This window comes from Nocardioides islandensis (genome assembly GCF_015352455.1).
Lineage (GTDB): Bacteria > Actinomycetota > Actinomycetes > Propionibacteriales > Nocardioidaceae > Nocardioides > Nocardioides islandensis.
The window spans coordinates 142,030-154,302 of sequence record NZ_JADKPN010000005.1; the positions used below are offsets into that span (position 1 = coordinate 142,030).

At 72.3% G+C, this 12,273-nt stretch carries 12 protein-coding genes; 4 read left to right on the forward strand and 8 right to left on the reverse strand.

The window, feature by feature from the left end:
* Window positions 1-60 precede the first annotated feature (60 nt).
* Entirely contained in the window at window positions 61-1,182 is a 1,122-nt protein-coding gene (locus ISU07_RS10775; RefSeq protein WP_194706790.1) for a citrate synthase 2, read from the forward strand.
* A gap of 20 nt (window positions 1,183-1,202) precedes the next feature.
* Here the strand turns inward: ISU07_RS10775 and ISU07_RS10780 are convergent, their stop codons facing one another.
* The gene (locus ISU07_RS10780; RefSeq protein WP_194706791.1) at window positions 1,203-2,750 is read right to left on the reverse strand and encodes an HD domain-containing phosphohydrolase; all 1,548 of its coding nucleotides are present in this window, start codon (window positions 2,748-2,750) and stop codon (window positions 1,203-1,205) included.
* 42 nt (window positions 2,751-2,792) lie between these two features.
* On the reverse strand, window positions 2,793-3,563 hold the full coding sequence (locus ISU07_RS10785; protein ID WP_228521676.1) for a hypothetical protein: 771 nt from the start codon (window positions 3,561-3,563) through the stop codon (window positions 2,793-2,795).
* Window positions 3,564-3,690: 127 nt separating this feature from the next.
* Between ISU07_RS10785 and ISU07_RS10790 the strand changes: the two genes are divergently transcribed.
* Together ISU07_RS10790 and ISU07_RS10795 are read left to right on the forward strand one after the other, a co-directional pair.
* A complete protein-coding gene (locus ISU07_RS10790; RefSeq protein ID WP_194706792.1) occupies window positions 3,691-4,806 on the forward strand; it encodes a Zn-dependent alcohol dehydrogenase in 1,116 nt (371 codons plus the stop codon).
* An 85-nt stretch (window positions 4,807-4,891) separates the two neighbouring features.
* Window positions 4,892-6,322 (forward strand): choice-of-anchor P family protein, encoded by a 1,431-nt coding sequence (locus ISU07_RS10795; RefSeq protein ID WP_194706793.1) that lies wholly within the window; start codon window positions 4,892-4,894, stop codon window positions 6,320-6,322.
* On the opposite strand, the gene ISU07_RS10800 is transcribed toward ISU07_RS10795, so the two are convergent.
* A complete protein-coding gene (locus ISU07_RS10800; RefSeq protein ID WP_194706794.1) occupies window positions 6,309-6,806 on the reverse strand; it encodes a GNAT family N-acetyltransferase in 498 nt (165 codons plus the stop codon). The two genes, ISU07_RS10795 and ISU07_RS10800, sit on opposite strands and share 14 nt — an antisense overlap.
* Window positions 6,807-6,857: 51 nt before the next feature.
* On the opposite strand from ISU07_RS10800, the gene serC reads away from it, so the two are divergent.
* Window positions 6,858-7,976, forward strand: coding sequence for a phosphoserine transaminase (gene serC, locus ISU07_RS10805; protein ID WP_194706795.1), 1,119 nt, complete (start codon window positions 6,858-6,860; stop codon window positions 7,974-7,976).
* Between the two features lie 112 nt (window positions 7,977-8,088).
* Here serC and ISU07_RS10810 read toward each other — a convergent pair whose 3' ends face one another.
* The 5 genes from ISU07_RS10810 to ISU07_RS10830 are packed head-to-tail and all read right to left on the reverse strand — an operon-like array spanning window position 8,089 to window position 12,203.
* On the reverse strand, window positions 8,089-8,460 hold the full coding sequence (locus tag ISU07_RS10810; protein WP_194706796.1) for a DNA polymerase ligase N-terminal domain-containing protein: 372 nt from the start codon (window positions 8,458-8,460) through the stop codon (window positions 8,089-8,091).
* On the reverse strand, window positions 8,453-8,950 hold the full coding sequence (locus ISU07_RS10815) for an O-acetyl-ADP-ribose deacetylase (RefSeq protein WP_194706797.1): 498 nt from the start codon (window positions 8,948-8,950) through the stop codon (window positions 8,453-8,455). The genes ISU07_RS10810 and ISU07_RS10815 overlap by 8 nt, the downstream gene beginning before the upstream one ends.
* Before the next feature lie 5 nt (window positions 8,951-8,955).
* A complete protein-coding gene (locus ISU07_RS10820) occupies window positions 8,956-9,954 on the reverse strand; it encodes a DNA topoisomerase IB (protein WP_194706798.1) in 999 nt (332 codons plus the stop codon).
* Between the two features lie 52 nt (window positions 9,955-10,006).
* On the reverse strand, window positions 10,007-10,993 hold the full coding sequence (locus ISU07_RS10825; protein WP_194706799.1) for a YncE family protein: 987 nt from the start codon (window positions 10,991-10,993) through the stop codon (window positions 10,007-10,009).
* Entirely contained in the window at window positions 10,986-12,203 is a 1,218-nt protein-coding gene (locus ISU07_RS10830; protein WP_194706800.1) for a class I SAM-dependent methyltransferase, read from the reverse strand. The genes ISU07_RS10825 and ISU07_RS10830 overlap by 8 nt, the downstream gene beginning before the upstream one ends.
* Window positions 12,204-12,273 lie beyond the last annotated feature (70 nt).

Genomic DNA, 12,273 nt, shown 5'->3' on the forward strand with positions numbered 1-12,273 from the left:
ACCAGCCTGGCGACCGGGTCCCTCTGCCGCACCCCGTTTTCCTGGGTAGAGAATGCGGCCATGCCGGATACCGACGCCACCGTCCACCACGGCCTCGAGGGCGTCGTGGCCTTCGAGACCGAGATCGCCGAGCCCGACAAGGAGGGATCGGCGCTGCGCTACCGCGGCGTGGACATCGAGGAGCTGGTCGGCCGGGTGCCGTTCGAGAAGGTGTGGGGCCTGCTGATCGACGGCTCCTACGAGCCCGGCCTGCCGCCCGCCGAGCCCTACAACATCCCGATCCACACCGGCGACATCCGCGCGGACGTGCAGGCCGCCGTGGCCATGCTCGCGCCGATGCTCGGCATGAGGCAGACCTACGACATCTCCGACGAGCAGGCCCGCCTCGACCTGTCGAGGGTCGCGGTGATGGTGCTCTCGTACGCCGCCCAGGCCGCCCGGGGGCTCGGCCTGCCGATCGTCTCCCAGCGGGAGGTCGACCAGGGACACACGCTCGCCGAGCGGTTCCTGATCCGCTGGAAGGGCGAGCCGGACCCCAAGCACGTCAAGGCGATCGACGCCTACTGGAGCTCCGCGGCCGAGCACGGCATGAACGCCTCGACGTTCACCGCACGGGTCATCACCTCCACCGGCGCCGACGTCGCCGCGGCGTTCTCCGGGGCCATCGGCGCGATGAGCGGACCGCTGCACGGTGGGGCCCCGTCGCGCGTGCTCGGCATGATCGAGGAGGTGGAGCGGCGCGGCGGCGACGCCACGTCGTACGTCAAGGAGCTGCTCGACAAGGGCGAGCGGCTGATGGGGTTCGGCCACCGCGTCTACCGCGCCGAGGACCCCCGAGCCCGGGTCCTGCGCCGCACGGCCCGCGAGCTCGGTGCGCCGAGGTACGAGATCGCCGAGGCGCTGGAGCAGGCCGCGCTGGCCGAGCTGCGCGAGCGACGGCCGGACCGGGTGCTCGAGACCAACGTCGAGTTCTGGGCCGCCATCGTGCTCGACTTCGCCGAGGTACCCGCGAACATGTTCACGTCGATGTTCACGTGCGCCCGCACCGGCGGCTGGTCGGCGCACATCCTCGAGCAGAAGCGCACCGGCCGGCTGATCCGGCCCTCGGCGGTGTACGTCGGCCCGTCGTCGCGGCCGGCCGACTCGGTCGCCGGCTGGAGCCCGGCCTGGGCCGCTTCCTGAGCCGGACCGACCGGGACGGGTCAGCTCCCGCGTGCGACCAGCCCGTGCTCGAGGGCGTACAGGCTGGCGCCGATCCGGTTGTTCACGGCGATCTTGGTGTAGATCCGCTCGACGTGGTTGCGGACGGTCTTCTCCGACAGCGTGAGCCGCTCGGCGATCGCCCGGTTCGAGTCGCCCCGGGCCACGTGGACCAGGATCTCGGCCTCGCGGGGCGTCAGCCCGTCGGTGCGGGCCGCCTTGAGGGGTCGGTGACCGGCCACCTCGAGCACGGCGGCGACCGACGCGGCGTCGAGCCGACCGGAGGTGGCGCGCTCGCGCAGCCGCGCGGCAGCCTCCTCGGCGCCGTACGCCGCTCGGTACGGTCGCGGCTCGAGCGCCGACTCGTAGGCGACGGCGGCGGCCAGGACGCGGTCGGCGAGGGGCAGCGCGGCGGCGGGGAGACCCTTGGGGTACCCCGACCCGTTCGGCTGCTCGTGGTGGTTGGCGACCAGCCTGGCGACGTCGGCGAGGCCGGCCACCCGCTCGATGATCCGCCCGCTGAGGTACGGGTGCAGGCGGACGCGCTCCCACTGCTCGGCGCCGAGCGGACCGACCTGCTCCCAGATCCGGCTCGAGATGCCGATGCGCCCGATGTCGTGGACGTGTCCCGCGCGCCGGACGGCATCGACCTCGTCGAGACCCAGGGCCGCGGCCGCGCGGGCGGCGAGATCGGCGACGGCCCGGGAGTGCCCGAGCGTGAAGGGGCACTTCAGGTCGGCGAAGTCGCCCATGGCCACGAGCACCCGGTCGAGATCGGGCTCGCTCAACGGCTGGTGGTGGTCGGGCGCGGCCTCGACCACGGCGCGCCAGTAGTCGCCACCCGCGGGCGGCTCGAGGACACCCTCGGGGTCCGCCAGGAAGGCGGCCGCCACGGCCGGGTCGAACTGCCCGCCGCTTCGTGAGCGCACCAGGTGCTCCGCGCCGCCCGGGCCGTAGGTGCGGTCGTGCACCTCGACGAGGTCGGCCAGCTGCGCGACTCGCATCTCGACGGGGATGGCATCGCCCGCGATCCCGGCGGGTCCGCCCTGGCCGTCGTACCGCTCGAACGTGGCGCGCAGCGCGGTCTGCACCTCCGCCGGCAGTCCCATCTCCCCGGCCAGCAGGGATGCCGACGCACAGTGGGAGTGGACGAGGTCGCCCAGGTGCTTCTTCGGGTTGCCCATCAGCTGGGCGATGACCCTCAGGCGCTGCGGCAGCGGCGAGCCGTGCGCGACGTTGCCCATGAGGAACCGCATGTAGGGCACGCCGTTCCAGTCGACGAGGTACGCCGCCTGCTTGACGGCGATGTCGTCACCGAACCAGCGCACGTACTCGTGCGACTCGGCGTGACAGCCGATCCACATCACCAGCGTCGTGTAGAAGGCGGTGTCGCGCTGCTGGGGGCTGAGCCCGAGCCGGTCGGCCAGTCGCGTCGCGATGACCGACGACCGGAGGACGTGCTCGGCGGGCTGACCCAGGCCGAGGTCGATGGCGATCGACAGAGCGGCCAGGAGCTCGGTACGGCGCGTTCCGGACGCCCCGGCTGACATGGACCCATCCTCACGGTCCCGCACGGACACAGGAAGCCCGACTCACACGGTCCGGGTGAGGAGCTCCCTGTTGTGCGCGGCCGCCGAGACGTGGCGCTCGGGGTCGAAGTTCTCGAAGTGCCCGAACCCGCACATGAAGATCCCCCTCTGCGGCAGCCAGAAGCCGCCGAGACGGGTCTGCCGGGGCAGGGGCTTCGGCGCCCCCGCGTCCCGGTCCAGGATGGTCGCCCGGCTCTCCACGACCTTCCAGATCTCGACGGGAGCCGCCGTGAAGCGTTGCCGGTTCGGCATCACTCCCGAGAGCCGTACCTTGCCCACGCCGAGCGCCGGTCCGGCCATCCGCCCCATCCACGCCAGGACGGCACGGTTGACCCACATCCCGTGCGGCATCAGCCGTCCCGCGGCGCTCATCGCCCGCGTCAGCGGGGTCGTCGTGAGGGCGACCGTCCACTCGAGGATGCCGGGGACCGAGACACGCAAGGTCCAGTCGTCGAGCCACTCCACGTCGATCGGGGTGCGCACGGACGGATGGGCGCAGGCCGCGCCGATGTACCGCTCGCAGCTGAGCTCCGGCGCTGTCGTCGTGTAGACGACCCACTCCTCGTCGGGGTTGCGGTGCCACACCGCGGTGTACGGGTCACCGAAGCTCGGGGTCATGCAGCGCAACGAGAAGTAGTCGCCCGACTCGAACGCCAGCCCCATCACGCCGCTGCCGGCGATGCGTTCGTCGGCGCCGGGAGGCAGCACCGACGCACCCTGTGCCGCCACACGGGGCGACCGCCTGTTCTCGTGGACGTCCATGACCTGCGGCATCGCGGCCTCCTCGGCTCGACGGATCGGATCGATGCCTCGACCATGGCCCCGTACGGCGGGACAGCGCATGAGGCATCTGCCTCAACCCGCCGGACTGCTCGCCGGCCCGCGACGCCAAGATGGCCCCGTGACCACGACGACGATCCGGGCGGCCCTGCTCACCGAGGTCGGCGCCGACCTCGTCGTGGACGAGGTCCAGCTCGACCCGCCGCGCGCGGGCGAGGTGGCCGTGGACGTGCACCACTGCGGGGTGTGCCACTCCGACGTGCACTACCTCGACGGCTCCCTGCGCACCGGGCTTCCGGTCGTGCTCGGTCACGAGGCCGCCGGAGTGGTGGCCGAGGTCGGGGCGGGTGTCACGGACCTGGCACCCGGCGACCCCGTGGTGCTGACGATGGCGCCCTCGTGCGGCCGGTGCTACTGGTGCGTGCGCGGCCAGCGCACGCTGTGCCAGACGTACTCGGGCCTCGTCGGCGGCGCGTACCCGGACGGATCGACCCGCCTGTCCTGGCGCGGGCAGCCGGTACGCCGCGGGCTGGTGCTGGCGGCGTTCTCCGAGCGCACCGTGGTGCCCGCCGCAGCGGCGGTCCGGATCCCCGCCGACGTACCGACCCACCTCGCCGCCGTCGTCGGCTGCGCCGTGCAGACCGGCATCGGCGCCGTGCTCAACACCGCCGCGGTGCCCGTCGGCGCCTCGGTCGTGGTCAGCGGGCTCGGCGCCGTCGGGCTGTCGATCGTCCAGGGCGCCCGCATCGCCGGGGCGACCACGATCCTCGGCGTCGACCCCAGCACCGAGCGCCGCGAGCAGGCCACCCGCTTCGGCGCCACGCACGTCCTCGACCCGGCCGAGCACAAGGTCGAGGAGGCCGCGCGCGACCTGACCGAGGGCCGGGGCGCCGACTACACCTTCGACGCGGTCGGCCGCGGCGACGTGGTCGGGACCCTTCTCAAGGCGACCCGCAACGGCGGCACGACCGTGATGGTCGGCATCCCCTCGACCGAGGACGCGGTGTCCCTCCGTGCCCTCCCCCACGCCTTCTACGAGAAGAAGCTGATCGGCTGCTACCTCGGCTCGGCCGACCCGCACCGCGACTTCCCGCGGATCCTCGACCTGTGGCGACACGGCCGGCTCGACCTGGAGGCGATGGTGACCTCCCGCCGTCCGCTGGACGAGGTCAACGAGGCCGTCGGCGACCTCCGTGCGGCCACCGGCGTGCGCACGGTGCTCGACGTGCGCGGGTAGCACGACTAGACCTCCGTAACGGGTGAGTTACCGGGTCGTTGACGAGATGTTCTGTTTTGTTGACGGCCTCGGGAGGGAACCCCCCATGAAATCTGACAAGGCATCAGTCCGGAGATCAGCCGGCCGGCTCGTGGCTCTGCTCACGACCACGGCCATCGCCACGGCACTGGCGGCGGTGTCGGGAGCACCCGCCGCCCAGGCAGCCGGTCGTCCGACCGACTTCGCGTTCACGTCCTTCGCCTACGGCACCAAGGTCAAGGCGGCCTCCGGAGAGCTCCGGTCCGGCCGCACCGCACCGAGCTGGATCGGGTGCACGCGCCAGGCCGGCCGCACCAAGACCAACCAGGTGCTCGCGGTCGACGCGCCCAACAACAACCCGCTCATCAGGCTCGGGGCGATCACCAGCGCCAGCCACACCTTCAAGCACAAGAAGCAGGGCATCGCCGCCGGCACCGAGAGCACCTCGACCGTGGCCAACGTCGTCCTCGGCCTGCAGGACTCGCAGGTCCCGACGCCGAGCCTGACCATCACCGGCCTCACGACGACCGCCCGCGCATGGGCGACCACCGACGGCCAGCTGCACGCCGCCACCGACTCGGGCGTGCTCGACATCAACCTGGTGGTCCCGCCGACCGGTACGCCGCTCGACGAGCCGCTCCAGCAGCTGCTGGACCTGGTCAACGGACAGGTCGCGCCGACCCTGGACCAGGTGGTCGACCTGCTCCAGCAGAACAGCGGCGCGATCGAGATCCCCGGCCTCGGCCGGCTCGAGCTCGGCGCCTCGCGCACCGGCGTCGGCGCCCGGCAGGCGGTCGCGATGGCGCTGTCGCTGCGCGTGACGCTCTACGGACAGGACCAGACGCCGGGCACCGCCGACGACTCCTCGCTGAAGATCGGCCGCAGCTACGCGCGGATCCTCGCCGACATGCCGTACGCCGTGATGGGCGGCAGCGGCTGGGCCGCGGACGCCGACCTGGTCGGCGGCACCGCGCACATCGGCGACATCGTGCCCAAGCAGCTGCCCTGCCAGGGCACCGGTGGCCAGGTGAAGAGCAAGGCACTCGCGGCCGTGGACATCCCGGGCGTGCAGCTCGGCGCCCTGCAGGGCCGCGCCTTCGGCGACGTCAACCAGCTCGGCGAGGTCACCGCGTGGACCGAGGGCTCCGTGGCTCACGTCGCGCTCGGCTCCGGCGACACGGCGCTGACCATCGACGGGATCGTGGGACGGGTCAACCTGGCCACCAACCGGCACGGCGGGCTGGTCAAGCGCGACACCGAGGGCACGATCCCGGGCATGCTGACCTTCCAGGGCCAGTCCTACACGCTGCCGCTCGGGTCGGCGCCGGAGCTGCCTCCGGAGCTGGGCGCGCTGATCAGCATCCAGACCGGGATCACCGACCAGTCCGACGCCCGCGGCCTCAAGGTCACGGCCCTGCGGATCACGCTCCTGAGCGGGACCGCCGCCGGCACCGTCATCAACCTGGGCAACGCCAAGGCCAGCGTCAGGGAGAGCTGATCCGCGCGATCCGCTTCGCGTAGCAGCGGTTGCTCGGTGACCACCGGTAGTGACCGAAGCTCTCGATGCGTGCGTAGCCCGAGCTCTCGTAGAGCGCCATGGCCTCGGGCTGCGCCGTGCCCGTCTCGAGGACCATCGCCTCCGACCCCACATCGGCGGCGGTGTCCTCGAGACGGGCGAGCATGCGCCGGGCCAGGCCCGTTCCCCGGGCCTGCGGCGTCACGTACATCCGCTTGATCTCGGCCGTGCGCCGGGTGCCGAACACCTCCACGTCGTCGCGACGCCTCCAGGCGCCGGTCGCGACCGGGACCCCGTCGCGGTAGGCGACCAGGAACAGGCCGTCCGGCGGCTCGAACGCCTGCGGGTCGATGGGGGTGTTGTCGCGGCCGCCGTACCGCACGACGTACTCCGCCTGGACCTCCTCCACGAGCCGCTGCGCGTCCGGGTGCATGAACGGGACGCTGAGGATCACGTCACTGTCCATCGACGTCCTTCGCACGGGATTCGGGTCTTGGCGGCTGACACACTAGGGCCCGTGACGCTCACGATCCCCGCCGACCTCAAGCCCGCCGACGGACGGTTCGGCGCCGGCCCCTCCAAGATCCAGACCGGGCACCTCGACGCCCTCGCGGCCACCGGTTCGTCGCTGATGGGCACGTCCCACCGCCAGGCGCCGGTGCGCCAGGTGGTCGGCCGGGTGCGCGACGGGCTGGCCGCCCTGTTCTCGATGCCGGCCGACTACGAGGTCGTGCTCGGCAACGGTGGGGCGACGGCGTTCTGGGACGTCGCGACGTTCGGGCTGATCCGCGAGAAGAGCCAGCACCTGTCGTTCGGCGAGTTCTCCTCGAAGTTCGCCAAGGCGGCCACCGACGCGCCGTGGCTGTCGGACCCGTCGGTGATCAAGGCCGACCCGGGCTCGCGCCCCGTCGCCGTCGCCGAGGACGGCATCGACGTCTACGCATGGGCGCACAACGAGACGTCGACCGCGGTGATGGCGCCGGTCGAGCGCCCGGAGGGTACGACGGCCGAGCAGGCCCTGGTGCTCATCGACGCCACCTCCGGCGCGGGCGGCCTGCCCGTCGACCTCAACGAGTCCGACGTCTACTACTTCGCACCGCAGAAGTGCTTCGCCTCCGACGGCGGCCTCTGGGTCGCGATCATGTCGCCGGCGGCCATCGAGCGGGTCGGGCAGGTCAAGCAGTCGGGCCGGCACATCCCGGCGTTCTTCGACCTCGACATCGCGATCACCCAGTCGCGGCTCAACCAGACCTACAACACCCCCTCGGTCGCGACGCTGTTCCTGATGGCCGAGCAGCTCGACTGGATGAACGGCGAGGGCGGCCTGGCCGGCATGGTCGAGCGCACCACGGCGTCCTCCGACGCCCTGTACGGCTGGGCGGAGAAGACGGAGTACACCACTCCCTACGTCCCCGAGCCGTCGCACCGCTCACTGGTGATCGGCACCATCGACTTCGACGACTCGATCGTCGCCGACGACGTCGCCGCCACCCTCCGCGCCAACGGCATCGTGGACACCGAGCCCTACCGCAAGCTCGGCCGCAACCAGCTGCGCATCGCGATGTACCCCGCCATCGACCCCTCCGACGTCGAGGCCCTGACCGCCTGCATCGACTGGATCGTCGACCACTCGTAGTGGTGGTCGAGCCGGGCGAGCCTCCTGGGCGAGCCCGTGTCGAGACCGCGGGACGCTCACGGCGTCTCGACGCGCTCGGCCGTGGCCGGCCTCACGGCTCGACCAGCGTGGGCTAGGGCTGCTTCTTCACCAGGTGCAGCAACCGGTCGTTGGTGTCGGGGTCGGTGGTGATCATCGCGTACCGCCGCGCGCCATCCTGCCCGTGCAGCACGAACACGAACCGCTTGGCGGTCCGGTCCTCGAGCTCCCACCAGCCGGCGTCGGCGATGAACTTGGTGTCGTCGGTGTACGTCGCGTGGTCGAGCTCGTGGTCGCCGACCTGCACCGCGAGACGGTCGCTGCGGGAGTCGGTCGGCAGGCCGCGGGGCACCGCCCACGACTTGAGGACGCCGTCCTCCTCGAGCCGCAGGTCGAAGTGCGGCGCCGGCTTGCGGTGGTCGTGGAGCACGAACACCGGCCGGACGGATGATCGGCGGTCAGCCATCCAGGGCGGCCTTGATCGCGTCGTACGTCGCGGCGTCGAACGCGACCAGCCGCGCCTCCTCGACGTGGGTGTCGGTCCCGCGCAGCGTGTCCACCGCGGCGGCGATCGCGTCGTCCTTGGGCCAACCGTAGATGCCGGCCGAGACCAGCGGGAAGGCGACGCCCCGCGCGCCGAGCTCGTCGGCGACCGCGAGTGCGCGCGAGTAGCAGGAGGTGAGCAGCGACCGGTCCCGCTGCCCCGCGTTGTAGTTGGGGCCGACCACGTGGATGACCCACTCGGCCGGCATGTTCCCGGCCGTCGTCCAGCCGGCGTCGCCGGTGGCCAGCCCGTGGGGGAAGCGGCGTACGCAGTCCTCGAGCACGGCCGGACCGCCGGCGCGGTGGATCGCGCCGTCGACCCCACCGCCGCCACGCATCCGGCTGTTGGCCGCGTTGACGACCGCGTCCACGTCCTGGGTGGTGATGTCGCCCCGGACCACCGTCACGTCCATCGAGATCACTCCTTGAGCAGTCGCAGCACGGCCCGCTCCAAGGATGCCTGGCGCGCGTCGGCTGTCTTGTAGCGGCGCTTCACCGCCGCCTCGATCGTCCTCCCCTCCTCGAAGGCGTCGACCACGCGGGGATCGACGTACGACGAGCGGGCGAGCGCCGGGGTGTTCCCGAGGAACTCGGCGACCTCCTTCATGGCCGCCACCTCCGCCTTCTTGCGCGCCGTCTTGGTCGCGGGTGCACCGGCCGACGCCAGCGCGGCCGCCGCGATGACCGTCGCGTGCCAGGTGCGGAAGTCCTTGGCCGTGGCCTCCATGCCGGTGGTCCGTCCGACGTACTGGTTGACCATGTCGGAGTCCACCGGCCGCCACCGCCGCCCGTCCTTCCAGGCCAGCAGGCGGGCCTCGCCGCCCCGCCGCCGGCGCATCACCTCGAGGGCCTCGACCGCGCCCACGTCGTCGATCTCGATCCGGTGCTCGATCCCGGACTTGCCCACGAAGTCGAAGACCATCGTCCTGCCCTCGCGCCGCACGTGCCTGCGCTCGAGGGTGGTCAGGCCGAAGCTGTTGTTCTCCTCGGCGTACACGTCGTTGCCGATGCGGAAGTACCCGAGGTCGAGCAGGCGTACGGCGACCGCGCACGCGCGCTCCTGGGACATGCCCTCGGCGCCCAGGTCGACCAGCACCTGCTCGCGCGCCTTCGACAGCGCCTTGCCGAACGTCAGCATCTTCTGGAACTTCTCACCGTCGCGGCGGGTGCGCCAGTCGGGGTGGTAGAGGTACTGACGGCGGCCGGCGTCGTCCGTACCGACCGCCTGCAGGTGGCCGTTCGGCCACGGGCAGACCCAGACGTCCTGCCACGCCGGCGGGATCACCAGGTCCTTGACCCGCTGGGCGTCCTCGGCCGGCAGCCGCTTCCCGGACTCGTCGAGGTAGACGAAGCCCTTGCCTGCGCGGCGTCGGGTCCAGCCGCGCTGGTCGGGGCTGCTGCGGCGGAGGCGGACCATGGCGTCACCCTAGGGAACCGCGGGGGTGCTGCTCTTCGCCCCGGAGGGGGAGTCAGCGTGGCCGCATCGCGCGCACGAGCACCAGCACGATGCCGAGCCCGAGGACGCCGCCGAGGACCCAGCCCCAGGCGGAACGCTCACCGGGCGTCTCCTCGGGGAGCTCCTTGCCGACCCGGTTGCCGGGCGCGGGAGTCGGGCTGGTCGTCGAGGAGGGTGTCGCCGTCGGGGTCGGCGGCGGTGCCATCGCCCGCCGTACCTGGGCCGGCAGCGAGATGCGCAGGACCGGGGAGCGCAGCCCCTCCGACGACGCGTAGATCGTGCCGTCGTCGGCCACCGCGATGCCCTCGCCCTGCTCCTGGTGCGGCAGCCCGAAAGTCCCGACCTCCACGAGGTCGGGCCAGGTGTAGACCGCGGCCTCGGTGTAGTTGCGCACGATCACGTGCCGGCCGTCGGGGAAGAACGCCGCGTCGGTGGCGATGGCCAGCACCGAGCCGACTTCCTTCAGCCGGTTCGCGTGGTCCGGCGACAGCCGCCTCGGAGCGGCGTACACCGTGCCGCCGAAGACGCCCTTGCTGACGACGTACAACCGGCCGGTCGCCGGGTCGGCCAGCAGCGACTCGGCGTCGCGGGCGCCCTCGGGATAGACGAGCTCGTACGTCGGACCGGGTGGCCGGCCGCCGACGACGTCGACCTCCGTCACCGACACCGCCTCGCGCCTGGCCGTGTTGTCGCCGATGTCACCGACCCAGACCAGGCCGTCGCCGGCCGGCGCCAGGGCCTCGACGTCGGTGGGGTCGTCGGACCACTGGGTGACCTTGGTGGTCTCGCCGGTGCTCGGGTCCACGGTGAACACCCGGCCGGTGTCGCCCGAGTCGTTGGTCGTGACGAGGTTGCCGTCGACGACGGCCAGCGCGCTGGACTCGATGATGTCGGGGTCCTGGAAGCGGCTCACCTCGTCGCCCCCGAGCAGCGCCCCGGGCAGGACGGCAGCGACCACGAAGGGCACCGCGGTCAGGCCGAGGAGGTACCGCTCACGCATCGGCGTGCAGCAGCTCGGCCAGCTTCGGGCGGATCGCCCAGGTCTCGACCAGCTCGTCGTACTCCTTGCGCACGCCGCCGCCGGTCACCGGCCCGCCGGTCCGGGTTGCGCGCAGCAGGGTGTTGCGCGGGGTGTGCTTGCTCTCGACGAACTGCATCACGTCGACGCGGTACCCCTGCATCCGCAGCAGGCTCGCGCGCACCGCGTCGGTCAGGGTGTCGGCGAACCGCTCGCGCAGGATGCCGTGGCGGGTGAGCATGGCGTACGGCGCGGGCGACGGGTTCTTGCGCAGCTGGGCGGCGATGTCGTGGTGGCAGCAGGGCGCGGCGAGCACGAGCGGCGCGCCCCACTCGATGGCGCGGGCCAGCGCGTCGTCGGTCGCGGTGTCGCAGGCGTGGAGGGCCAGCACGACGTCCGGAGCCGGATCGAGCGTGACGTCCGCGATCCCGCTCACCACGAACTCGGCGTCCATCCCGAGCCCCGTCGCGAGCGCGGTGTTGCGGTCCGTCGACTGCTGCTTCACGTCGACGCCGATGACGGTGACGGGCAGGTCGCGCACGTGGGTGAGGTACCGCTGGGCCGCGAACGTGAGGTACCCGTTGCCGCAGCCGAGGTCGGCCATCCGCAGCGGCTCGTCCGCCGTCGGCCGGCGCAGGTGGCCCTTCTCGACGGCGTCGGAGATGGAGGCGTCGAGGATGCGCAGGAACTCCTCGACCTGGCGGTACTTCGCCTGCCGGCTGGGCTTCATCCGGCCCTCGTGGTCGGAGAGACCGAGCGCGACGAACACCGGGTCGTCCTCGGGCAGCAGCCTCCCCTTGTCCCGGTCGTGGTCCCGCCCGGCCTCGACCTCGGCCTCGCGGTCCGCGGTGTGCAACAGCGCGTCGCCCTTCTTGGTGACCCGCACCTGGTGCGACTGGGTGACGGTGTCGACGTGCCAGTTGCCGAACGGCTCGTCGAGGAGGGCGTCCACGGCGTCACGGGCGTCGTCGCCGGGATCGTGGTTGGAGGTGTGCGCCTGCCGGTCGTCGTACGCCGTGACCTGCAGCCGGCGGCCGGCCTTCAGGTCGACGTACCGGAGCTCCACCCGGCGCCAGCGTGGCGGCTCGGTCCCTCTCCTGCGGCCGGAGGCGACAGCGCGGACCAACGCGTCCGGGTCGAGGATCTGCTGGCGCAGCTGGGTGAGCACGCGGAGCAGGGGCTGGGCAGGCATCAGGGGTTCACTTCGAGAGAGCGGCGATCACGACGATCAGGAGCAGCGCCGCGAGCGCGACCGGGATGAC

Coding starts and splice junctions, on each gene's coding strand:
- ISU07_RS10825 (WP_194706799.1), bottom strand. CDS start 10,993: ATGCGTGAGCGGTACCTCCTCGGCCTGACCGCGGTGCCCTTCGTGGTC.
- ISU07_RS10795 (WP_194706793.1), top strand. CDS start 4,892: ATGAAATCTGACAAGGCATCAGTCCGGAGATCAGCCGGCCGGCTCGTG.
- ISU07_RS10830 (WP_194706800.1), bottom strand. CDS start 12,203: ATGCCTGCCCAGCCCCTGCTCCGCGTGCTCACCCAGCTGCGCCAGCAG.
- ISU07_RS10810 (WP_194706796.1), bottom strand. CDS start 8,460: ATGGCTGACCGCCGATCATCCGTCCGGCCGGTGTTCGTGCTCCACGAC.
- ISU07_RS10815 (WP_194706797.1), bottom strand. CDS start 8,950: ATGGACGTGACGGTGGTCCGGGGCGACATCACCACCCAGGACGTGGAC.
- ISU07_RS10780 (WP_194706791.1), bottom strand. CDS start 2,750: ATGTCAGCCGGGGCGTCCGGAACGCGCCGTACCGAGCTCCTGGCCGCT.
- ISU07_RS10800 (WP_194706794.1), bottom strand. CDS start 6,806: ATGGACAGTGACGTGATCCTCAGCGTCCCGTTCATGCACCCGGACGCG.
- ISU07_RS10785 (WP_228521676.1), bottom strand. CDS start 3,563: ATGCCGCAGGTCATGGACGTCCACGAGAACAGGCGGTCGCCCCGTGTG.
- ISU07_RS10775 (WP_194706790.1), top strand. CDS start 61: ATGCCGGATACCGACGCCACCGTCCACCACGGCCTCGAGGGCGTCGTG.
- ISU07_RS10820 (WP_194706798.1), bottom strand. CDS start 9,954: ATGGTCCGCCTCCGCCGCAGCAGCCCCGACCAGCGCGGCTGGACCCGA.